Source organism: Frondihabitans peucedani (genome assembly GCF_039537585.1).
GTDB lineage: Bacteria > Actinomycetota > Actinomycetes > Actinomycetales > Microbacteriaceae > Frondihabitans > Frondihabitans peucedani.
The window spans coordinates 1,651,388-1,672,547 of the sequence record NZ_BAABAU010000001.1 but is presented as its reverse complement, the minus strand read 5'-3'; the positions used below and the strand labels follow the sequence as shown (position 1 = coordinate 1,672,547).

Here is a 21,160-nt window from a genome sequence, read left to right as displayed (position 1 = left end):
GCTAACATTGTCGGCCAGATCGGGGTACGTTCCAGCCATCGGCTCCGACAGTCGTCGGGAGGAGTCCGCATGGCCACCCCCTCCGACGGCCGACGCCGACGCAGCGCGGCGAGCCGGGTCGAGATCCTCGACGCCGCCGAGGCCGAGTTCGTGGCGCGGGGCTACGCCGACGGCTCCCTCCGCGGCGTCGCCGCCCGGGCCGGGATGAGCGCGCCCGGCGTCGCCCGGCACTTCGCCGACAAGGAGGCCCTCTACACGGCCATGGTCGAGCGGATCAACGATCGGAACCTCGAGGCGTTCCGAGCGCTGGGCGTGGCCGACCGGCCGCCGCGCGAGCAGGTCCGGCTCCTCCTCGACCGCCTCCTCGAGAGGCGCGACGAGGCGACGCTCTACACGAACCTGATCGGCGAGGCGCGGCGGCCGTCGCACGCCGGGCACGCGTTCGTCGCCGAGCAGCTCTCCGGGATCGAGGGGCTGCTCGGAGGGAGCCTCGGGCCCGAGGCGCGCGCCGTCCAGGCGGGATGGGAGGGCCTCCGTCTGATGTGGCTCTACGAGCCGTCGCGCATCGACCCGTGGACGAGCCTCGATCGCAGGATCGCGGAGGTCGGCGACGGGGCCGGGTATCCGCCGCTGACGACCGTGCGCGATCCTGCCCTGCACGATCCTGTCCCGCGCGATCCGGCACGCCCCTCGCAGCCTCCTGCGCGACGCCTCGGTCCCGGCGCCGCTGCCGCCGACGACACCGACCTCCCCCTCCGCGACCGGATCGTCCGGGCTGCCGGCGTCGTCTTCGCCGCGGAGGGCTTCCGGAAGGCGCGCATCAGGGCCATCGCCGCGGAGCTCGACATCCCCCACACGACGCTGATCTACCACTTCCCGACGAAGGAGGACCTCCTGCGCGAGGTCCTCGAGGCCGGCGGGCGGCCCGACCAGCCGCGCATCGCCAGCGGCGACGAGGCTCGTGGCCTCGACTACCTCCGCGAGGTCTACGAGCTCGCGTTCGCCTACCCCGACGCCGGAGACATCTCGCGGGTGCGCTCGGCTCTGGCGTTCGAGGCGGTCGATCCGTACCATCCTGCCCAGGCGTACTTCGTCGAGCGGTACGGTCGGCTGATCGACCGGTTGCGGGGCGTCTACCGCGAGGTGCAGGCCGACGGGCTCCTGCGCCCGGGGGTCGACCCCGACGAGGCCGGCGTGTGGATGCTCGGGCTGTGGGAGGGCCTGCGGATCCGGTCGTTCTACCGCGACGACCAGGATGCCGCGGAGCTCGTCCGCCTCGAGATCAACCGGTCCCTCGTCGATCCGGCTCGCATTGTCGGGTCGCGACAATCGGACAGGTGACGCGCGGGTGGTTTTCGACCAAGACTCAACAAATACCCGACCACGCGTTAACTTTGTTGGAAATTGTTGCTACGGTCTCTTCACGCACAAGCGACTCCGCTCGTGAGGTGCGCGGAGGTGGAGTAGGGACCACCTGGAGGCCAGCCGTTCGGGCGGCTCGTCTCGCCGCGTCGACGGGGTCCGCCTTCCGGTTCGGGGAGGGCGGACCCCTCTCTCGTGCGGCCGTCCTCAGCCGGCGAGGATCGCCTCGATCTGACCCATCGCCTCCGTCATGCCCTCGCGCATGCCCATCTGGAGGAGCTTCTCGAGCTCGTCGGCGCTCGTGAAACGCGTGACGGTCGTCATCCTGGTCCGGGTGTCGCCGCCGTCGATCCCGGCCAGCGTGACGCTCGTCCGCGTGGTGGGAAGCGAGTCGTCGAGCTCGCCGGCCTCGGTCGCGAAGCCGTCCTCGAAGACGAGCGACTCCGGAGGCGTGAGCGAGACGAACCGCCACCAGCCGGCCGAGCGGGTGCCGTCCGGCCCGGTCATGAAGTACTTCGAGACGCCGCCGGGCGTGGGATCGTGCTCGACGAACGTGGCGGGCCAGGTCGGCGGGCCCCACCAGCGCTCCAGCTGGCGGGGATCGACCCAGAGCTGCCAGACGCGGTCGGGTGCGGCGTCGAACTCGGCGACGAAGGTCAGGGTCAGCGCGTCGGCGTCGACCGTCGACTCGAGGGTGGTGGTCATGGGGTGTCCTTCCGTGTGACGGGTGTCGGTCCGGCCGAGGGCGCAGGATCACGCCCCTCGTCTTCTCGCAGCAGGGCGTCCATGCGGCCCGCCCGCTGCTGCCAGAGCTCGAGGTACTGCTGGAGGAGCCGCTCGGCCCGGCTCAGCGTGTCGATCTCGCCGTGCACGATCTGCTCCCGGCCGCGGCGCCGTTTCGTGACGAGGCGCGCGCGCTCGAGGACCGCGACGTGCTTCTGGATCGCAGCGAAGCTGACCTCGTAGGCGCGCGCGAGCGTCGACACCGACTGCTCCTCGTCGATCACGCGCTGGACGATGTCGCGCCGGGTGGCGTCGGCCAGCGCGTGGAAGAGGAGGTCGACCTCGGCGCTCGTGAGTTCCTGTTGTACAACCATGTGGTTGTACGTTAGCCCCGCCTCCCGACGCGGCGCAAGCGATCCCACGGATCCGCTGGGGCAGGATGAGGGGGTGGACGACGACCCCGAGACCCCCGGCCCTGCGACCCGCGAGTACGCGACGCCCGCCGGGGCGGTGGTGGGGCGGGTGGACGGCGACGTCGTCCGGCTGGTCGGGGTGCCCTACGCCCGGGCGGGGAGGTTCCAGGCCCCGGAGGTCGTCGAGCGGCTCGCCGACGTCAGCGGGGATCCTGCGCCGTTCCGCGCCTTCGTCCGCTCGCCGGCCAGCCCGCAGCTCTCGTCGCCCGTGCTCGCGACGCTCCTGCCCGGCGTCTCGGAGGGGCTCGTCGCGTCGGAGGACTGCCAGACCCTGACGATCACGATCCCCGCCGACCTGGAGCCGGGCGAGCGGGTGCCGGTGATGGTGTGGATCCACGGCGGCGCCTACGTGACCGGAGCCGCCGACGTCCCGCTCTACGACGCCGCGTCTCTCGTCTCGGAGCAGCGCGTGATCGTGATCGGCGTCACCTACCGCCTCGGCATGCTCGGCTTCTTCGGCGACGGCGACACCCTGCCGGCGAACCTCGGCCTCCTCGACCTCGTCGCGGCGCTGGAGTTCGTCCAGCGCACCATCGCGTCCCTGGGTGGCGACCCCGCGTGCGTGACGCTCTTCGGACAGTCCGCCGGAGCCGACGCGATCTCGCACCTGATGATCAGCGACGGCGCTCGAGGCCTCTTCCGGCGGGCCATCGTGCAGAGCGACCCGCTCGGGATCCTGCGTCGCCGGGAGCCGATGGTCCGGGCGATGCTGGCGGCCACCGGGGTGCCCGGCCCCGACACCGACCTCGACGAGCTGCTGGCCCTGCAGCCGAAGGCCGAGCGCGCGGCCCTCCGCTTCGGCCTGGTCGGCGGCATGCCGTTCGGGGTGCAGTACGGCCACGCGCCGCTCCCGCGCGAGAGCGAGACCGACGAGGCCTGGCGCAGGATCGCCCCGGAGATCGACCTGCTGATCGGCACCCTCCGCGAGGAGACCGCCATGTACCTCCCGCTGATCCCGCCGCTCCGCGTGCTGACCGGCCTCCCCGTCGTCGGGCCCGGGCTCCGCTGGCTCATCACCCGCCCGACGACCGACCGTGTCTACACGCGCGACGCGAAGCGGTTCGCGGACAGGCACCGCCGAGCCGGAGGCCGGGCTACGCGCTACGAGATCCGGTGGGCGCCGCGGGGCAGCGCCTTCGGTCCCGGGCACGTCGCCGACCTCCCGCTCCTCCTCGGCACGGAGGCCGCCTGGACGAGGACCGCCCTCGTCGGCGAGGGCGACTGGCCCGAGGTCGAGCGCCGCGGCCGGGAGCTCCGACGCGCGTGGGCCGGCTTCGCCCGGACGGGCCGCGTGCCGGCGACGGCCCTGCCCCCGCACGAGGTGGCGTTCCACCGCGACTGAGCAGCCCGACGCAGGAGGCTGCCTCTGGCGGGAGGCTGCCTCTGGCGGCGCCGCTAGAATCCGAGCATGGCACCCCTCCTCTTCGCCCTGGCCTGCGTCGTCGTCACGATCCTGGCGGCGCTCGTCGTCTCCCGCGTCCCCGCCCGGTCGGCGAGCGTGTCGTACCGGCCTGCTCCTGCGGCCGCGACGACCGTCGACGCGCACGACGAGGCAGAGGCGCGGGCGGAGGCAGAGGCCGAGGCGCAGGCCGGCGCGAAGACCGGCGTCTGACGGCGCTCAGCGGACATTCCCGCGAGGGGTGCCCTGACGTGCCCTCCCTCTCTCAGCGGGCATGCGTTTGACTGGTTCAATGCCCACTGTGAACGCCTACGCGGCCCCGTCCGCGACAGAGCCCCTCATCCCCACCACCATCGAGCGCCGCGACGTCGGCCCTCGCGACGTCCGCATCGACATCAAGTACGCCGGCATCTGCCACTCCGACATCCACACCGTCCGCGGCGAGTGGGGTCCCATCCAGTACCCGCAGGTCGTGGGCCACGAGATCGTCGGCCTGGTCGCCGAGGTCGGCTCCGAGGTCACCAGGTACTCCGTCGGCGACCGCGTCGGCGTCGGCTGCATGGTCAACTCCTGCGGCGAGTGCAAGAACTGCCTCGCCGGCGAGGAGCAGTACTGCCAGAAGGGCAACATCCAGACCTACGCGGGCGTCGACCCCGCCGACGGCACGATCACCCAGGGCGGCTACTCGAGCGAGGTCGTCGTCACCGAGGCCTTCGTCCTGAGCATCCCCGAGGGTCTCGACTTCGCTGCCGCCGCGCCGCTCCTCTGCGCCGGCATCACGACCTACTCGCCCCTCCACCACTGGAAGGTCGGCCCCGGCACCCGCGTCGCCGTCGTCGGCATGGGCGGCCTCGGCCACCTGGGCGTCAAGATCGCTCACGCCATGGGCGCCGAGGTCACGGTCCTCTCGCAGACCCTGTCGAAGCAGGAGGACGGCCTGAAGTTCGGCGCCGACCACTACTACGCGACCGGCGACCCGAAGACGTTCGACGAGCTGAAGAACAGCTTCGACGTCATCCTGAACACCGTCTCGGCCAAGCTCGACGTCGACGCGTACCTCTCGCTCCTCGACCTCGACGGCACCATGGTCAACGTCGGCGCCCCCGCCGAGCCGCTGCCCATGCACGTGTTCACGCTGTTCGGCGCTCGCCGCTCCTTCGCCGGCTCCTCCATCGGAGGCATCCGCGAGACGCAGGAGATGCTCGACTTCTGCGCCGAGCACGGCATCCTGCCCGAGACCGAGCTCATCGGTGCGAGCGACATCAACGACGCCTACGAGCGCGTGCTCAAGAGCGACGTGCGCTACCGCTTCGTGATCGACGCGGCGACGTTCGACAACTGAGTCCCGCGTGATCGAGCGGCGGGCGGCTCCGGCTGCCCGCCGCTCTCGTGCGTGAGGGCCCGGGCCGTCCGACAGCCGCGTCGATAGAATCGCAGGATGCCCTCCGCCCCGCGCCTGTACGAGATCGACGTGGTCCGGATCCTGACCTTCGCCTGCGTCATCGGAGTCCACACCACCAGCCACACGGTCGCGTCCGACGACCTGGGCCTCTACGGTCTCCTGGCGCTCCTGCACTTCACCCGCGAGGTGTTCTTCGCCCTGACCGCCTTCGTGCTGGCCTACAGCTACTTCAGCAAGCCGCGCCCGTTCGTCCGGACGGTGCCGCGCCGCCTCCTGCTGGTCGCCGTGCCGTACGTCACCTGGTCGCTCATCTACTTCGTCTCGAGCAACCTGCGGTCGCCGCACTACACGCTCGGCGAGGCCACGGTCTCGTTCCTGCAGCACCTCGTCGAGGGCACCGCCTGGTACCACCTCTACTTCCTGCTCGTGACGATGCAGGTCTACGTCCTGTTCCCCGTCTTCCTGTGGATCATCGAGAAGACGAAGGGCCGCCACGCGGTCCTGCTCGCGGTGACCGGGGCGTACCAGCTCGTCTTCACCTGGTTCCTCCGCTACTCGCCGCACAGCCTCGGCTGGATCGCCGAGAACCCCAAGAGCCTCTTCATCACCTACCTGTTCTTCGTGTTCCTCGGCGCGGTCGCCGCCTTCCACGCGCGGGAGTTCCTGGCCTGGGTGCGGGCGCACCGCCGCCTGATCGCGGTCGTCACAGCCGCCACCGGGCTGGCGATGCTGGCCTTCTTCGGCATCTCGATCGCGTCGGGCGTGAGCTACTACCGGGCCGGCACGCCGCTCCAGCCGGCGCTCATGGTCTGGTCGGTCGCGGTCGGGCTCGGATTCCTGGCGCTCGGCACCTGGTGGTCCGACCGGCGAGACCCCGAGAGCAGGATCGCGAGAGCGGTCACCGTCATCTCCGACCGCTCGTTCGGAATCTTCCTGGCGCACCCGATCGTGCTGTGGCTCCTGCTGTGGGTGGGCGACGACTGGGTCGAGGGGCACGTCCCGACACCGTGGCTGACGCTCGTGGCGTACGTCGTCGTCGTCCTGCTGGCCTACGTCGTCTCGACGCTCGCGCGCCGGACGCCCGCCAGCCTGGCGCTCGCCGGGCGCCCCTTCAAGCGCCGCCCCCGTCCCGCCCGGGAGCCGGTCGCGGGCTGACGGCGGGCGTGCCCCCCGAGCGGATGGCACTCGAACGTGGACGCGCGGCGGCGGGCCCCGTCTTCCTACTCTGAAGAGGAACCGACGCACCGACGGTGCGACCTCGACAGGAAGACCCGACCATGCAGCAGAGCACCCGCCTCGTCTCCGGCGTCCCCGCGTACACCTGGGCCCTCGCGACCGTCCTGGCGGCCGCCTTCGTCGCCCTCGGCACGCTCTCGCTCGTCGGCACCCTCCTCATGGTCGCCTCCGGTGCGACGGCCGGTCTCGACGCGACGATCCTGCCGGTCCTGGTCACGGTCGTGGGCATCGTCGCCCTCCCGCTCTGCCGCATCGCCCTGCCGCGCGTCGTCGCCCGCGAGAAGGCCGCGGGCTACACGAGCGTGCCGCTCCTGGCCGGCGACCTCCCCCTCCTCGACCCGCGCGACGGCCGCGAGCTGATCGCCGCCGGCGCCATGGTGCCGCGCTCCTACCGCCTCAGCCTCCGCCCCGCCCGCCGTCACGCGCCGGTCGGCGCCGCCCTGCCCGCCTGACCCGCACCCCCGGCTCCCGCTTCCACCCCTCCGGCCTCCGGCGGGTCGCCTCGGCGCGGGCACCCCGCCGCGGCGCTGCACCGCTGCCGTCCTGTGGCGCCGTCCGTCGCCCCGCCCGGCAGCTACCAGGCGAGCGACGACCCGGCGAACGACGCGACCGTCGCGCCCGAGTCGACGTCGACCACGAGCGTCGTCGGCGACCGCGGAGCCGGGTCGAGCGCGCGGCCGTCCGAGGGCGCGTCGGCCGGCGCCGACACGACGCTCACGTACTGGCCGTTGGGCGAGGTGCCGAGGGCGGTGAGCCTCTGTCCGGCCAGGGCTCTGGTCAGGGTGACGGGCCGGGATCCTGCGCTCGCCGTCAGGGTGACCGACGACCCGTCGCCCGCGAGGCGAGCCGTGCCCCGAGTGGTCAGGGAGCCGGGCCGCACCGCGAGGAGCCTCTCAGCTGCCCTCGCTGCAGCACCGGTGACCGCGGTCGACGTGTGCTGCCCCTCCAGGTCGATGGTGAAGAGGCGCGGCGTCGCACGGGGCTCGGAGGCCGGCGTCCAGGTGAAGGCGACCAGGCCGGTCGGGGCGTCGAGGGCGAAGGAGCGGACGAGACCCGTGCCGGGCAGGATGAGGTCTTCCGTGGTCCCGTCGGCCGCCACGATGCTGATCGTGCTCGCGTGCCCGTCGCCCCGGACGACCACGAGGTCGGAGCCGAGGGCGCCGAAGGCCTGGATGCCCGGGGCGCGGTAGGCGACCGTCCGGCCCGGCACGCCGACTCTCGAGCGGACGATGCGGTCCTGGCCGCCACCCGGAGCGCGGTCGAGGGTCAGCACCGAGGCGCGCGCCGTCGTGAAGGCCGTCGTGAGGGTGGCCGGGCGGGAGCCGAAGACGCTGGTCACTCCGCGCAGCTCGACGGAGTACCGCGTCGCCGACCGGAGCCGACCGGTGAACTGCACCGTGATCACCGTGCCCGCGGTCTGCACCGTGAGCGGGGCCGCGGGCGTCATCCGGACCTGCTCCTTCCTTACCTGCGCCACGCTCTCGTCCGTGAAGACCCGCAGCTGCTGGTGCGGCGTCGTCGTGACCGAGGCGGCGTCCACCTGCGTGCTCGCGAGCGTCGGCCCGCGCCCGTGCGCCACGACCACGAGGGCGGCGCAGAGCAGGATCAGCACGCCCACCGTCACCGCGAACGCCCGGCGGAACGAGGTCGGCGTCCGCGCGGGGGAGCGGCCGGCGTCGTCCGGGCCGTCGGGCCGGTCGGGGGTGTCTGCACCGCGTCGCCGGCGCAGCCGCCGAGCGGCACCGACCTCGTCGGCCGACCACGAGTCGATGCGCGGGGAGAAGTCCATCAGGTGAGGTAGGGGTCGGCGGGGCGGGCGACGGGGGTGAGCGACCGGGGCACGAGGGCGATCGACGCCGTGCTGGTGCGGCTGGGATTGGCGGTGAAGGCGCCCGTGATCCTGACCCACTGGTCGGGCTTGAGGGAGGACCGCCAGTTCGGCGCGTAGACCGTCACCCCGACCGGCTGGGCGTCGACGGCGCAGCAGGTGATGACGAAGCGCGTGACGATGAACGTGTCGGCAGGATCGGTCGGCGACGGGCTGACGAAGCCCGTCACGTCGACGCGCTTGTTCTCGTAGAACGAGAGGTCGCTGGTCTGCCGGAGGGTGGTCGCCCACTGCAGCACCGTGTACTTCGCGGTCGCCGCGTCGCTCGCGGCCGGGGCTCCTGCGGCCCCTGCCCCCGCTCCTCCTCCTGCCCCGCCGGCGGCCGGCCCGGCGACCGCCACGCCCTCGCCGAGGCCCCGGGTCGAGGCCGTCGAGCTCGACAGGGTCGCAGGCGGCAGCAGGATCAGGCCCAGCGCCAGCCCGACCGTGACGACGGCGCCCGCTGCGGTCAGCGCTCCCCGGAGCCGGCGGCGGGGCCGGGGGCCGTGATCGTGCCCGTGATCCTGCGCGGCGTCGTCCCCTCCGCCCAGCGCGAGCGCGAGCAGCGAGAGGAGCATCCCGACGACGATCATCACGACCGTGAACACGACGTACCGCGGGTGGATGTAGAGCACCAGCTGCCCGGTCGCGGCGAGCCAGAGGGTGCCGGAGCCGATCACGAGGGTCAGGGCGACGCCCTGCCAGCGCGACGCGAGGCGGGCCAGGAGGTCACGCGACAAGGTTCACCACCAGTCCGAGGGCGGCCGCGACGAGGCCGACGACGAGGGCGAGCTGCACGAGGACCACGGGCCGGTAGGTCGTCCTGAGCAGCGTGAGCATCTTGATGTCGACGATCGGCCCGAAGACCAGGAACGCCACCAGCCCGCCCGGCAGGAACGTCGACGCGAACGGCAGGACGAAGAACGCGTCGACGTTCGAGCAGATCGAGATGACGAAGGCCAGCGCCATCATCGCCGCGATCGACCAGACCGGGTTGCTGCCGAGCACGAGGAGGACCGAGCGCGGCACGAGCGTCTGCACGGCTCCCGCGATGGCGGCGCCGACGAACAGGGCGGGCAGGAGCGTCGCCATCTCGCGGCGGAACAGGGTCGCGCTCGAGGCGAGGCGCATCCCGGCGCCGTGCTCGTGGTGCGGGCCGCCGGCGTCGACGCGGCACTCGGCGGCGAACGCGGGGGCGAGGAGCTGATCCTGATCCTGCTTCTTCGCGTAGAGCCAGCCGAGCAGGTTCGCGATCACGAAGCCGCCGAGCACCCGGCTGACCAGGACGCCGTCGCTCCAGCCGAACGCCTGGTAGGTCGTCAGGATCGTGATCGGGTTGACGATCGGGGCGGCGATCAGGAACGTCATCGAGTCGGAGACGCTGAACCCCTTCACGACGAGCCCGCGCGCCAGCGGGACGTTGCCGCACTCGCAGACGGGCAGGAACACGCCCAGCAGCGAGATCACCGCGCGCCGGAGCACCGGGTTCCGGGGCAGCCACGCCGCGAAGAAGGTGGCGGGGAGCCACACTTGCACGACGATCGACAGGACGATGCCGAGCAGCACGAACGGCATCGACTCGACGATCACGCTGAGCGTGAGGGTGACGAAATCCTGGAGGCGGTCGGGCAGGATCCCGGGGCCGAGGGCTCCGGTCGCGGCCCGCGCCGCCACGAGGGCCGCCAGCACGACGAGCCCGGCGCCGAGCAGGCGGCGGCCGCGCGGGTGCGGCGGGTGGTCGGCGTGCTCGCCGTGCTCGCCGTGGGGCGCGTCGCCGCCGAGCGCGGGCTCGTCGGCGGTGCGGAGTGTCGTCACGCGACGAAGCTAGCCGGGGAGCCCCCGTCGTCTCGGGTGGCGCGCCCATGCTGCTCCTGCTTCTCAGCCCCGCGGCCTCCGGCGGGTCACCTCGGCGCGGGCACCCCGCCGCGGCGCCGCACCGCTGCCGTCCTGTGGCGCCGTGATGCCCGAGTCGCGCCGCGCTCGCCCCGCTGCGCCGCACCGACCGCGCCCCCGCCGTGCCAGGCTCGACGGGTGACCCTGAACGAAGAAGCCCTGCAGCCAGCCCCCGCCTGGTGGACCGACGCCGTCGTCTACCAGATCTACCCCCGCAGCTTCGCCGACTCGAACGGCGACGGCGTCGGCGACCTCGGCGGCATCCGGCAGCACCTCGACCACCTGCAGGATCTCGGCGTGGACGTCGTCTGGCTCTCGCCGATCTACCGCTCCCCGCAGGCCGACAACGGCTACGACATCAGCGACTACCGCGACATCGACCCTCTCTTCGGCACGCTCGAGGAGTTCGACCTCCTCCTCGCCGAGATGCACGAGCGCGGCATCAAGCTCGTGATGGACCTCGTCGTCAACCACACGAGCGACGAGCACCCGTGGTTCGTCGAGTCGGCGTCGTCGCCCGACAGCCCGAAGCGCGACTGGTACGTCTGGCGCGACGGCGTCGACCGGAGCCCCGCCGACGGCCGCACCGAGCCGAACCTGTGGCGGAGCGCCTTCAGCGGCCCGGCCTGGAGCCGCGCGGACGCGGACCCGAGCGGCCAGTACTACCTCCACCTCTTCGCGGCCAAGCAGCCCGATCTCAACTGGGAGAACCCCGAGGTTCGCGACGCCGTCTACGAGATGATGAACTGGTGGCTCGACCGCGGGGTCGACGGCTTCCGGATGGACGTCATCAACTTCATCGCGAAGGTCCAGAGCGACCTCACCGGCTCCAGCGAGCACTTCCGGATGGGCCCGCAGATCCACGATCACCTGCAGGAGATGAACCGCCGCGTGTTCGCCGCCCGCGACGCCGAGCTCATCACCGTCGGCGAGATGCCCGGGGTCACGGTCGACGACGCCCGCCTCTTCACCGGCGCCGACCGGCTCGAGCTCGACATGGTCTTCCAGTTCGAGCACGTCGACCTCGACCGCGGTCCGGGGTCGAAGTTCGACAACGTCCCGCTGGCGCTCCGCGACCTCAAGGCGTCGCTGTCGCGCTGGCAGACGGGCCTGGCGGAGTCCGGCTGGAACAGCCTGTACCTCGGCAACCACGACCAGCCGCGCTCGGTGTCGCGGTTCGGCGACGACGGCCGCCACCGGGTGGAGTCGGCGACGCTTCTGGCCACGATCCTGCACCTGCAGCGCGGAACGCCCTACGTGTATCAGGGCGACGAGATCGGCATGACGAACGCCGCCTTCAGCAGGATCGACCAGTACCGCGACATCGAGTCGATCAACTGGTTCGGCGAGGAGCTCGAGGCAGGACGCGACCCGGCGGAGCTCCTCGAGGCACTCCGCTACCGGTCGCGCGACAACGCCCGGACGCCGGTGCAGTGGACCCCGGGCGAGAATGCGGGCTTCACCACCGGCACCCCGTGGATCGGCGTCAACCCGAACCACGACACGGTGAACGTCGAGACCGACCGGGCAGCCGGATCCCGCTCGATCTTCGACTACTACCGGAGGCTCATCGCCCTCCGCCACGAGTCGCCCCTCGTCGCGCTCGGCTGCTTCGACCTGCTGGAGCCCGAGCACCCCGCGCTCTACGCCTTCACCCGCACCGGCGACGAGGGCCGGCTCCTCGTCGCGGCGAACGTCGGAGGCGACGACCTCGAGGTGCCTCTCCTCGTCGAAGGGCCGTGGGGCGCAGGATCGCTGCTCCTCGGCAACTACGACTCGTCGGGGCCCGCCGCGGTCCTGCGTCCGTGGGAGGTGCGGGTCCTCCGGGCCTGAGCTCGGCGCCGCCTCGCCGGGGTCGGCGCCGCGCGTCGGCGCGGGTGCACCGCCGCGGCGCGGCGCCGCTGCCGCCCCGCCCCGCCGGACGCAGACCACCCCGGATGTCAAGGCCGACCACCCGGACGACCCCCGTTTCGACGGCGATGGCAGGGTGGCGTTACCCTGGAGGCTGATTTCGAGCGAAGACGACGAACCAGCGCCCTCGCCGGCCTCCTCGTTCGTCATAGAGAGGGAGAGATGGCCGAGCAGCCACCACACATCGTCATCGTGGGCGGAGGGTTCGCGGGGATCGCGACCCTCAAGGCCCTGAAAGACGCACCCGTCCGGGTGACCCTCATCGACCGCCACATCTACAACATGTTCCAGCCGCTCATGTACCAGGTGGCGACCGGCGGCCTGAACGCGGGCGACGTCACGTACTTCCTGCGGAGCCTCCGCACGCAGCAGCCGAACTCGAACTTCCAGCACGGCCTGCTGAAGCACATCGACGTCGACGGCAAGACCATCGAGCTGGCCGACGGCGAGATCATCGCGTTCGACGCCCTCGTCCTGGCGAACGGCGTCAACACCAACTACTTCGGCACCCCCGGCGCCAAGGAGTACGCGAAGTCGATGTACTCCCGCTCGCAGGCGCTCCGCATCCGCGACGAGCTCTTCACGCAGCTCGAGAAGGCGGCGGTCCGCGAAGACACGACGGAGGTCCGGGTCGTCATCGTCGGCGGCGGCGCCACCGGCGTCGAGATGGCGGGGGCGCTCGCCGAGCTCCGCGACCAGGCCCTCGTCGTCGCCTACCCCGAGATCGACCGCAAGAGCATCACGATCACGCTCGTGCACCGGAGCGCCGAGCTCCTCAAGCCGTTCGCGCCGCGCCTCCGCCGGTACGCCGCGGCGAGCCTCCGCAAGCGCGGGGTGGACCTCCGCCTGAACACGGGCGTCGAGGAGGTCCTGCCGAACGGGGTCAAGGTCAACGACGGCGAAGTCATCCCGGCCGAGCTCGTCATCTGGGCGACCGGCGTCACGGCGCACGGCGAGGTCTCCGGGTGGGGCCTCGAGCAGGGGCAGGGCGGCCGGATCCTGGTCGGCTCCGACCTGCGCGTGAAGGGCACCGACTCGGTCTTCGCAGTGGGCGACATCGCCCTCTCGCCGAAGCCGCTGGAGCAGCTCGCCCAGCCCGCGCTGCAGGGCGGGGCCCACGTGGCCGAGCAGATCCTGCGCGTCCTCGCCGGCAAGCCCACCAAGGCGTTCAAGTACCACGACCGCGGCACCATGGCCACGATCGGTCGGCACGCGGCGGTCGCACAGCTGCGCGGCGGCATCCTGCTGACCGGGATCCCGGCCTGGTACACGTGGATCGTCATCCACATCTACAGCCTGCTCGGCAACAGCAACCGGATCACCACGATGGCGCACTTCATCTCGCGCTACGCCTGGTTCGCGTACCGGAAGGCGGTGCCGATCGTCGGCGACGTCCGTCCGGTGCGGAAGAACGGCGACCGCATCGAGGAGATCGCCGCCACCACCGACGCGAGGGGCTAGCCGCCCGGGGCTATCCGTCACGCGACGGCCGCGCACCGCGCAGCGAGGGCAGGATCGCGCTAGCCGCGCACCCCGAGCTCCTCGCGCACGAGGCCGGCACCAGTGGTCAGCGCCGCCATCTTCGCGACCGCGACGCCCCGCGACATGGGCGCCATGCCGCAGTTCGTCGAGGGCAGGAGCTTGTCGGCGTCGACGAACCGCAGCGCGTTCCGGAGGGTGTCGGCGACCTCCTCCGGCGTCTCGACGGTGTCGCTCGCGACGTCGATGGCTCCGAGCATGACCTTCTTGCCGCGGATGAGCTCGATGAGGTCGACCGGCACGTGGGAGTGGTGGCACTCCAGCGAGACGATGTCGAGGGACGACTGCTGCAGCAGCGGGAACGACTTCTCGTACTGCCGCCACTCCGGCCCGAGGGTCGCCTTCCAGTCGTTGTTCGCCTTGATGCCGTAGCCGTAGCAGATGTGCACGGCGGTCTCGACGCGGAGGCCCTCGGCCGCCCTCTCGAGCGTGGCCACTCCCCAGTCCTGCACCTCGTCGTGGAAGACGTTGAAGGCCGGCTCGTCGAACTGGATGATGTCGACGCCAGCCGCCTCGAGCTCCTTCGCCTCCTGGTTCAGGATCGTCGCGAACTCCCAGGCCAGCTTCTCGCGGCTCTTGTAGTGGCGGTCGGAGAGCGTGTCGATCATGGTCATCGGGCCGGGGAGCGCCCACTTGATCGGCTGGTCGGTCTGCTGGCGCAGGAACGCGGCGTCGTCGACGAACACCGGCTTCTCGCGGCTCACCGCCCCGACGACGGTCGGCACGCTGGCGTCGTACCGGTCGCGGATCCTGACCGTCTCGCGGTCTTCGAAGTCGACGCCGGCGAGGTGCTCGATGAAGGTCGTGACGAAGTGCTGGCGGGACTGCTCGCCGTCGCTGATGATGTCGAGGCCGAGGCGGCGCTGCTCCTGGACGGTGATGCGGAGGGCGTCCTGCTTGCCCTCGACCAGGGCGTCGCCCTCGAGCTTCCAGGGCGACCAGAGGCTGCCGGGCTCGGCGAGCCAGGACGGCTTCGGGAGGCTGCCGACGGTGGAGACGGGCAAGAGGGAGTTCATGGTCGGGGATCCTCCGGTGGTCATCGGGTGGGGGACGAGTAGTCGGCGGCCCACTGCTGGAGGACCTCTCGGTGCGGTGTCATGAAGTGCTCCTCCGTGAAGCGGCCCTGCCTGACGGCGAGCTGGTTGCGCTCCTCCCGGTCGTAGGCGATCCCGGTCGTGGAGAAGTCGTCCTGCGACAGGCTCGGCCGGTAGACGGCGGGCGCTGCGGAGTTGGCGTTGTAGATCTCCGGCCGGTAGATCTTCTGGAACGTCTCCATCGTGCTGATCGTGCCGATGAGCTGCAGGATCGAGTAGTCGGTCAGGAGGTCGCCGCGGAAGTAGAACGCGAGCGGTGCCACCGCGCCCCGCGGCATGAAGTACCGGACCGCGAGGCCCATGCGCGCGAAGTAGGCGTCGGTGAGCGAGTAGTCGTCCTGGCGGTACTCGACCCCGAGGACGGGGTGCGTGTTCGCGGTGCGGGTGTAGGTCTTGCTCGTCGAGACGCTGATGCAGATCACGGGCGTCACCGGGAAGCGCTCGCGGTAGGCGTCGGAGTCGAGGAAGTGCTGGAACAGCTTGCCGTGCAGGACGCCGAAGTCGGCCGGGACGACGGGAGCGCCGGCCCCGCCGGCGAGCGACGGCAGCAGCACGCTGAAGTCGTAGTCGCGGACGTACGACGAGAAGTTGTTGCCGACGATGCCCTGGTGGCGTCTGCCGGTCTGCCGGTCGACGATCTGGATGTCGAGGACCTCGAGCAGAGGGAACCTCTGGTCGTCGCCGCCGGCGGTGAACTGCAGCTCGACCGAGACGATCTCGAGCTCGACCGTGTAGCGGTCGCCGGCGGCGTTGTCCCAGTCGGCGAGGTCGTTGAAGCGGCGGTCGATCATCGTCAGCGCGTTGCGGAGGTTCTGCTGGCGGTGCTCGCCTCGGGCGAGGTTCGCGAAGTTCGTGGTCGCCCGGGAGCTCTCGGACGGCGTGTAGCCGTCGTCGAAGCGCGTCGTGCTGATGCTGAACGTGAACTCGTTCGCCATGAGGGGCCAATCCGGTGCTCGATCGGCCGGGTGGCCTTCGGGTGAGTCAGTGACTCCACTGTGCCCGAGATCGCCGGGCATCGAGTAATTCGAACTCGCTATGCAGACCTATAGTCTTTGGCTATGGCCCGTAAGGCGAGCGGCATTACGCTGCAGCAGCTCCAGTCCTTCATCGAGGTCGCCGCGGAGGGCTCGATCAGCTCAGCGGCCGACCTGTTCTTCGTGGCGCAGCCGACCATGTCCGCCGCCATGAAGGACCTCGAGGCGAAGGTGGGCCGCTCGCTCCTCCTCCGGTCGGCGCGCGGGGTCACGCTCACGACCGACGGGGCGGAGTTCCTCGGCTACGCCAGGCAGGTCGTCGAGCAGGCGGCGCTCCTCGAGCAGCGCTACCTCGGGCGGCCGCCGTCGAGGCGCCTGCTCGGGGTGTCGACGCAGCACTACTCGTTCGCGGTCGACGCGTTCGTCCGGATGGTCAAGAGCTCGGAGGCCGACGGGTACGAGTTCTCGCTGCGGGAGAGCCGCACCTGGGACATCATCGAAGACGTCCGGACGCTCCGCAGCGAGCTGGGCATCCTGTACCGCAACGACTTCAACCGCGACGTCATCGACAAGCTGCTCCGCGACTCCGGGCTCTTCTTCCGCCCGCTCTTCGTCGCCGAGCCCCACATCTTCGTCTCCCGCACGAACCCGCTGGCCGCGCAGGATCGCGCAACCCTCGCCGACTTAGCCGACTACCCGCGGCTCACCTTCGACCAGGGCACCAACAACTCGTTCTACTTCGCGGAGGAGATCCTCTCCACCCTGTCGAGCAAGCGCGAGATCCGGGTGTCCGACCGGGCGACCATCTTCAACCTCATGATCGGGCTCGACGGCTACACGATCTCGACCGGCATCATCAGCGACGATCTCGACCCCGACATCGTCGCCGTGCCGCTGGACGTCGACGAGGACATCGAGATCGGCTGGATCGGCCACTCCTCGATCCCGCTCACCGAGCAGGGGCAGCGCTATCTCGCCGAGGTCAGGGCGGTCGTGGCCGACTTCGGCGTCGCGCTGCTCGACTAGACCGCCTTCGGGCACTCCAGACTGCTGCTGCGGTTGTCGTCGCGCCGGAGGATCGTGTGCAGCTTCAGAGGCTGACCGCAGATCGGGCACGCAGGATCGGCGGGCGGCACGTACGGGGCCTCGGGGTGTCCCGCGCCGAGCGATGCCGGCCCCGCGATGGGGTAGAGGAACCGGTTGAGGCGGCCCCAGAACCCGGTCGCGTGCTCGTAGGGGTTGCGTGCGCCTCGGCGGCCGGCGCTGTCTCTGCCATTTACTTTGTGCACGAAGCAATAGTACGCGATACGATTCACGGGTGGAAGACCCCCTCGCCCTCGACCGCCAGGTCTGCTTCGCCCTCGCCGCCGCCAGCCGGAGTGTGATCGGCCTCTACCGGCCCGTCCTCGAGCCCCTCGGCCTCACGCACCCGCAGTACCTCGTGATGCTCGCGCTCTGGGAGCGCAGCCCGCTCCGCGTCCGCGACCTCGGCGACGCCCTGCTGCTCGACTCGGCGACCCTCAGCCCGCTCCTCAAGCGGCTCGAGGCGTCCGGGCTGCTGACGAGGCTCCGGAACCCCGACGACGAGCGCTCCCTCGACGTGGCGCTCACCGACGCCGGCCGCGCCCTCCGCGAGGAGGCGCTCGCGGTCCCGGGTCGGATCGTGGAGCGCCTCGGCCTCCCGCGGGAGCAGCTCGAGCGGGTGCGCGACGAGCTCACGATCCTGCTCGACGCCGCCCGGCCCGTCGCCTAGAGGCCGGGCAGGGTCTTCACGTGGCTCGTGCGCACCGCCTGCAGCTCTCTCGGGTCGATGCCGAGCACGCGCAGGATCGACGGCGCGATCTGCGTCGTCTGCACCGCGCCGTCGATCCGGTGCGGGTGTCGGATCGCGAGGGAGGCGACCACGAGAGGGACGTCGCGGTCCTCCGCCGAAGCGCCACCGTGCTCGGCGATCTTCTTCACGCCTCCGGTGTAGACGACCCCGGGCTGAGCGACACCGATGAGGTCGGGCACCCGGTCGTCCGCCGCCCCGGCACCGACGTAGTGGTGCGCGTCGGCTCCGGTGTAGACGGAGGTGAGGCCGGAGTGGTGCACCGTGGCGGAGTGCACGCCCTTGGCGTCGTCGACGGTGTTCGCCGGCGCATCGTGCCCCAGGAGGAACGTGCGGGCGAAACGCTCCGCGGCGGCGCTGCGGTCGCTCAGCCACAGGAGCATGCCGTCGTCGTCGACGGAGAACGACACCAGCGCGGGCGCCTGCGGGTGCGAGGCCTTCCACGCGGCGTCGAGCGAGTCGATGACGGACCCGTCGTCGACCCGTCGGAGCGTCGTCGGGTCGATGGGCGCCTGGCCGTGCTTGGCGGACAGGATGATCGTGGTGTTCTTCGCGAGGCCGTCGTCCTGCACGTGCCTGACGATGGACGACAGCTGCTGGTCGACGTACGACAGTGCTCGCTGGACGAGCGGGCCGGGGGTCCCGTCGCTGCGGTAGCCGCCGACGAGACCGTCGGAGGCGGGGAGCTTCTGCGCAGTGCTGAGCGTCTGGAAGTTCAGCCCCAGGATCGCCGGCGTCCCGACCTTCCGCGTGCCGGAGTGGTCGTAGCCGTCGATCTCGTTGAGGACCGCCTCGACCTTCGTCGAGTCGTAGACCTGCGTCAGGGCGTTGTCGGTCGTCCAGTCGTCTCCGGCGTCGTCGGCGACGGAGTTGATCTCCGGGGTGAAGAGATCCTGCACCCCGGTGCCCGACGGCCCGTCGAGGATCGCGTACGCGGGGTGCTTGTCGGCCCACGCGGTCCGGAGTCCGTGCGAGCGGGCGACCTCGAAGACCGTGTTCGTCTTCAGGTACTGTCCCGGCTGGAGGGGCAGGCAGGTGACGGGGTCGACCGGGAGGGCGTCCTGGTCGATCAGCGTCTGCGGGGTGGGCGTCATCTGCAGGACGGCCTTCGTGATGGCCGGGGCATCGGCCAGTGTCTGCGCCTTCGTGTTGGTCGGGAGAGCCGCCAGGGCCGGGCTGCCGAGGCCCTGTCCCGCGTCGAGCCGGATGGGCGACTGCGAACGGTCGAGCGCTTCGGTGAGCGAGACCTCCGTGCCCGGGGTGGCGGTGGAGCAGTCGCGAGTGCCTGCGGGCAGGAGGTCGTGGTTGTACGTGTCGTCGTACCAGATGCCGCTCTGCGCGGGTGTCGCGCCGGTGAACTGGGCGACCATGCCGGGGAACGAGTCCGACGGGAACGTGGTCTGCGCGTGAGTGAAGTCGAGGCCGTGACCGACGAGGCCGGCCATGGTCGACTTCGGGTGCGTCCGGACGAATGCGGCCAGGTCGCTCTGGTGCATGCCGTCCACCGAGACGACGATGACGTGCTTGCTGCGGTCGGCCGTGGTCGGTGCCGCGGACGCGGGCGCGATCGCCACCGCCCCGCACAGCGCGACGGCGCCGAGTGCGGCGCCGACGATCAGAGACTGTCGCTTCATTGGGATCCTCCTCCACGCTCGCACTGTGCGAGCGGGAGGCGATTCAAGAAGGCGTGCGTGACGGAGCGGCGACGGGGATGTGAACGACTCCTGCTTCGACTCGACAAAGTGATAGTTCGTGTGAGGATTCGAATGTCTCTGCCTGGCAGCGCAGCGCAGCGCAGCACTGCGCAGCCAGCGCAGAGCAGAGCAGCCACCGCGTCAGAACAGCGTCGGCTCGACCGGCGCAGCGACGGGCTTGGCGTTCCGCTTGCCGTGCAGCGCGAACAGGTCGCTCGTCGCGGCGTCGGGCCGGGGGAGCCCGTGCCGCGCGAGCGACTCGCGCACTCGGCGGTAGACGACCTCCTGGTAGGCCTTCGTGGCGCGCGTGCCCTCGGCGTAGATCTGCCGGTACCCCGCGAGGAGGTGCGGCCGCTCGCGCTCGATCCAGCCGAGGTAGAGCTCCTTGACGCCGGGCTGCAGGTAGAGCAGGTGCGGCAGGACCGCTGTCGCCCCGGCATCGGCGTGAGCGGCGAAGAGCGCGTCGATCTGCTCGGCGGAGTCGCTGAGCCCGGGCAGGAGCGGTGCGGCGAAGACGGTGCAGTCGAGGCCGGCCGCCCGGATCGCGCGCACGGTCTCGAGTCGAGCGGACGCCGAGGGCGTGCCCGGCTCGATCGCGTGCTGGAGGTCGTCGTCGACTACCGCGATCGACATGCCCAGCGAGACGTCGACCCGCTCGGCGGCGCGCGCGAGGTGGTCGAGATCGCGCCGGATCAGCGTGCCCTTCGTCAGGATCGAGAACGACACCCCGGCGTCGGCGAGGGCGTCGATGATGCCCGGCATCAGCCGGTAGCGGCCCTCGGCCCGCTGGTACGGGTCGGTGTTGGTGCCGAGCGCGACCCGCTCGGGCAGCACGCGCTTGCGGGCCAGCTCGGAGCGCAGCACCTCGGCGATGTTCGTCTTGACGACGATCTGCGACTCGAAGTCGTCGCCGAGCCCCATGCCGAGGTGTTCGTGCGTAGGGCGGGCGTAGCAGTACACGCAGGCGTGCGAGCAGCCTCGGTAGGGGTTGATGGTCCACTCGCCGGGCAGCATCCTCGCGGTCTCGGGCACGTGGTTGAGGGCCGACTTCGCGACCACCTCGTGGAACGTCATGCCCTGGAACTCGGGGGTGCGCACGCTCCGGACCAGGTTCGCCACGCGCTCGAGCCCGGGGAGGGCTCCCGGCGCCTGAGCGTCGATCCGCTGCCCCGCCCACCGCATCTGCCCAGCGTTCTCGATCACGCGAGCACCCTACGTGCACCCTCCGACATCCCTGCCGATCCGGCCCGAATCCACCCCGACCCACTACCGTCTCCCTTTGAAAGCGGCCGGGATCGACCCGGCCGAGAAGGAGGCACGACGTGTTCGAAGCGGAGAACCTGCGCGACTGGATCGGACTCCCGGTCGTCGACGCAGACGAAGACAAGGTCGGCACCCTCGAGAGCGTCTACTTCGACACCTCCACCGACCAGCCGGCGTTCGCCACGGTGCAGACGGGCATGCTCGGGCGTCAGAAGCTCGTGTTCGTCCCGTTGAACGGCGCCCTGGTCGCACCGAAGCACCTCAAGGTGACCTACGGCAAGAAGCAGATCAAAGACGCTCCGTTCATCGCCACCGACGGAGAGCTCGAGGCCGCCGACGAGGCCGCCGTGTTCGCGCACTACAGCCTGCCGTACCAGACGGGCACCGGCGGCGAGCGTCGTCTCGGCCGCCGCTGACCTCACCGTCAGTCCGCACCACCCAGAAAAGCGACAAGAAACCACGGTTCTCCGTGGTTTCTTGTCGCTTTTCCGGGTGAGGG

General features: G+C 71.1%; 21 protein-coding genes. 11 read left to right on the top strand and 10 right to left on the bottom strand.

Annotation, left to right across the window (positions count from 1 at the left end; all coding sequences use genetic code 11):
* The first annotated feature begins 69 nt into the window (after positions 1-69).
* Positions 70-1,341: a TetR/AcrR family transcriptional regulator gene (locus ABD733_RS07670; protein WP_344794699.1), complete on the top strand. Its 1,272-nt coding sequence runs from the start codon at positions 70-72 to the stop codon at positions 1,339-1,341.
* A gap of 228 nt (positions 1,342-1,569) precedes the next feature.
* On the opposite strand, the gene ABD733_RS07665 is transcribed toward ABD733_RS07670, so the two are convergent.
* Positions 1,570-2,067, bottom strand: coding sequence for an SRPBCC family protein (locus tag ABD733_RS07665; protein WP_344794697.1), 498 nt, complete (start codon positions 2,065-2,067; stop codon positions 1,570-1,572).
* Complete coding sequence (locus ABD733_RS07660) at positions 2,064-2,459, bottom strand: ArsR/SmtB family transcription factor (RefSeq protein ID WP_344794695.1); 396 nt, start codon at positions 2,457-2,459, stop codon at positions 2,064-2,066. The genes ABD733_RS07665 and ABD733_RS07660 overlap by 4 nt, the downstream gene beginning before the upstream one ends.
* 73 nt (positions 2,460-2,532) lie before the next feature.
* Between ABD733_RS07660 and ABD733_RS07655 the strand changes: the two genes are divergently transcribed.
* From ABD733_RS07655 to ABD733_RS07635, 5 genes are all read left to right on the top strand, one after another.
* Complete coding sequence (locus tag ABD733_RS07655; protein ID WP_344794693.1) at positions 2,533-3,900, top strand: carboxylesterase family protein; 1,368 nt, start codon at positions 2,533-2,535, stop codon at positions 3,898-3,900.
* A gap of 66 nt (positions 3,901-3,966) precedes the next feature.
* Positions 3,967-4,170, top strand: a complete 204-nt coding sequence (locus tag ABD733_RS07650) for a hypothetical protein (RefSeq protein WP_344794691.1) — start codon at positions 3,967-3,969, stop codon at positions 4,168-4,170.
* A gap of 79 nt (positions 4,171-4,249) precedes the next feature.
* Entirely contained in the window at positions 4,250-5,299 is a 1,050-nt protein-coding gene (locus tag ABD733_RS07645; protein WP_344794689.1) for an NAD(P)-dependent alcohol dehydrogenase, read from the top strand.
* 96 nt (positions 5,300-5,395) lie between these two features.
* A complete protein-coding gene (locus ABD733_RS07640) occupies positions 5,396-6,514 on the top strand; it encodes an acyltransferase (protein WP_344794687.1) in 1,119 nt (372 codons plus the stop codon).
* Positions 6,515-6,636: 122 nt separating this feature from the next.
* Positions 6,637-7,047, top strand: a complete 411-nt coding sequence (locus ABD733_RS07635; RefSeq protein ID WP_344794685.1) for a hypothetical protein — start codon at positions 6,637-6,639, stop codon at positions 7,045-7,047.
* 122 nt (positions 7,048-7,169) lie between these two features.
* Here the strand turns inward: ABD733_RS07635 and ABD733_RS07630 are convergent, their stop codons facing one another.
* The 3 genes from ABD733_RS07630 to ABD733_RS07620 are packed head-to-tail and all read right to left on the bottom strand — an operon-like array spanning position 7,170 to position 10,277.
* Positions 7,170-8,384 (bottom strand): hypothetical protein, encoded by a 1,215-nt coding sequence (locus tag ABD733_RS07630; RefSeq protein ID WP_344794683.1) that lies wholly within the window; start codon positions 8,382-8,384, stop codon positions 7,170-7,172.
* Positions 8,384-9,202, bottom strand: a complete 819-nt coding sequence (locus ABD733_RS07625; protein ID WP_344794681.1) for a TIGR03943 family putative permease subunit — start codon at positions 9,200-9,202, stop codon at positions 8,384-8,386. The genes ABD733_RS07630 and ABD733_RS07625 overlap by 1 nt, the downstream gene beginning before the upstream one ends.
* Positions 9,192-10,277: a permease gene (locus tag ABD733_RS07620; protein ID WP_344794679.1), complete on the bottom strand. Its 1,086-nt coding sequence runs from the start codon at positions 10,275-10,277 to the stop codon at positions 9,192-9,194. Before ABD733_RS07620 ends, ABD733_RS07625 begins: the two co-directional genes overlap by 11 nt.
* A 216-nt stretch (positions 10,278-10,493) precedes the next feature.
* On the opposite strand from ABD733_RS07620, the gene ABD733_RS07615 reads away from it, so the two are divergent.
* Both ABD733_RS07615 and ABD733_RS07610 read left to right on the top strand, forming a co-directional pair.
* Entirely contained in the window at positions 10,494-12,188 is a 1,695-nt protein-coding gene (locus ABD733_RS07615) for an alpha-glucosidase (RefSeq protein ID WP_344794677.1), read from the top strand.
* Positions 12,189-12,428: 240 nt separating this feature from the next.
* Positions 12,429-13,727, top strand: a complete 1,299-nt coding sequence (locus ABD733_RS07610; RefSeq protein ID WP_344794675.1) for an NAD(P)/FAD-dependent oxidoreductase — start codon at positions 12,429-12,431, stop codon at positions 13,725-13,727.
* Between the two features lie 59 nt (positions 13,728-13,786).
* Here the strand turns inward: ABD733_RS07610 and ABD733_RS07605 are convergent, their stop codons facing one another.
* Complete coding sequence (locus tag ABD733_RS07605; RefSeq protein ID WP_344794673.1) at positions 13,787-14,821, bottom strand: methionine synthase; 1,035 nt, start codon at positions 14,819-14,821, stop codon at positions 13,787-13,789.
* A 20-nt stretch (positions 14,822-14,841) separates the two neighbouring features.
* Positions 14,842-15,834 carry a putative oxygenase MesX gene (locus ABD733_RS07600; protein ID WP_344794671.1) on the bottom strand — a complete coding sequence of 331 codons (993 nt, stop codon included), beginning with the start codon at positions 15,832-15,834 and terminating at the stop codon, positions 14,842-14,844.
* Positions 15,835-15,957: 123 nt separating this feature from the next.
* Between ABD733_RS07600 and ABD733_RS07595 the strand changes: the two genes are divergently transcribed.
* Positions 15,958-16,899, top strand: a complete 942-nt coding sequence (locus ABD733_RS07595) for a LysR family transcriptional regulator (protein WP_344794669.1) — start codon at positions 15,958-15,960, stop codon at positions 16,897-16,899.
* Here ABD733_RS07595 and ABD733_RS07590 read toward each other — a convergent pair.
* Positions 16,896-17,162 (bottom strand): hypothetical protein, encoded by a 267-nt coding sequence (locus ABD733_RS07590; protein ID WP_344794667.1) that lies wholly within the window; start codon positions 17,160-17,162, stop codon positions 16,896-16,898. The genes ABD733_RS07595 and ABD733_RS07590 overlap by 4 nt on opposite strands.
* Positions 17,163-17,191: 29 nt before the next feature.
* Here ABD733_RS07590 and ABD733_RS07585 point away from each other — a divergent pair, with 29 nt between their 5' ends.
* Entirely contained in the window at positions 17,192-17,626 is a 435-nt protein-coding gene (locus ABD733_RS07585) for a MarR family winged helix-turn-helix transcriptional regulator (RefSeq protein WP_344794665.1), read from the top strand.
* Here ABD733_RS07585 and ABD733_RS07580 read toward each other — a convergent pair.
* On the bottom strand, positions 17,623-19,338 hold the full coding sequence (locus ABD733_RS07580; protein WP_344794663.1) for an alkaline phosphatase family protein: 1,716 nt from the start codon (positions 19,336-19,338) through the stop codon (positions 17,623-17,625). The genes ABD733_RS07585 and ABD733_RS07580 overlap by 4 nt on opposite strands.
* A gap of 201 nt (positions 19,339-19,539) precedes the next feature.
* On the bottom strand, positions 19,540-20,601 hold the full coding sequence (locus ABD733_RS07575; protein WP_344794661.1) for an Rv2578c family radical SAM protein: 1,062 nt from the start codon (positions 20,599-20,601) through the stop codon (positions 19,540-19,542).
* Between the two features lie 119 nt (positions 20,602-20,720).
* On the opposite strand from ABD733_RS07575, the gene ABD733_RS07570 reads away from it, so the two are divergent.
* A complete protein-coding gene (locus ABD733_RS07570; RefSeq protein ID WP_344794659.1) occupies positions 20,721-21,077 on the top strand; it encodes a PRC-barrel domain-containing protein in 357 nt (118 codons plus the stop codon).
* Positions 21,078-21,160 lie beyond the last annotated feature (83 nt).

Coding starts and splice junctions, on each gene's coding strand:
- ABD733_RS07670 (WP_344794699.1), top strand. CDS start 70: ATGGCCACCCCCTCCGACGGCCGACGCCGACGCAGCGCGGCGAGCCGG.
- ABD733_RS07665 (WP_344794697.1), bottom strand. CDS start 2,067: ATGACCACCACCCTCGAGTCGACGGTCGACGCCGACGCGCTGACCCTG.
- ABD733_RS07660 (WP_344794695.1), bottom strand. CDS start 2,459: ATGGTTGTACAACAGGAACTCACGAGCGCCGAGGTCGACCTCCTCTTC.
- ABD733_RS07650 (WP_344794691.1), top strand. CDS start 3,967: ATGGCACCCCTCCTCTTCGCCCTGGCCTGCGTCGTCGTCACGATCCTG.
- ABD733_RS07645 (WP_344794689.1), top strand. CDS start 4,250: ATGCCCACTGTGAACGCCTACGCGGCCCCGTCCGCGACAGAGCCCCTC.
- ABD733_RS07640 (WP_344794687.1), top strand. CDS start 5,396: ATGCCCTCCGCCCCGCGCCTGTACGAGATCGACGTGGTCCGGATCCTG.
- ABD733_RS07635 (WP_344794685.1), top strand. CDS start 6,637: ATGCAGCAGAGCACCCGCCTCGTCTCCGGCGTCCCCGCGTACACCTGG.
- ABD733_RS07630 (WP_344794683.1), bottom strand. CDS start 8,384: ATGGACTTCTCCCCGCGCATCGACTCGTGGTCGGCCGACGAGGTCGGT.
- ABD733_RS07610 (WP_344794675.1), top strand. CDS start 12,429: ATGGCCGAGCAGCCACCACACATCGTCATCGTGGGCGGAGGGTTCGCG.
- ABD733_RS07605 (WP_344794673.1), bottom strand. CDS start 14,821: ATGAACTCCCTCTTGCCCGTCTCCACCGTCGGCAGCCTCCCGAAGCCG.
- ABD733_RS07600 (WP_344794671.1), bottom strand. CDS start 15,834: ATGGCGAACGAGTTCACGTTCAGCATCAGCACGACGCGCTTCGACGAC.
- ABD733_RS07595 (WP_344794669.1), top strand. CDS start 15,958: ATGGCCCGTAAGGCGAGCGGCATTACGCTGCAGCAGCTCCAGTCCTTC.
- ABD733_RS07580 (WP_344794663.1), bottom strand. CDS start 19,338: ATGAAGCGACAGTCTCTGATCGTCGGCGCCGCACTCGGCGCCGTCGCG.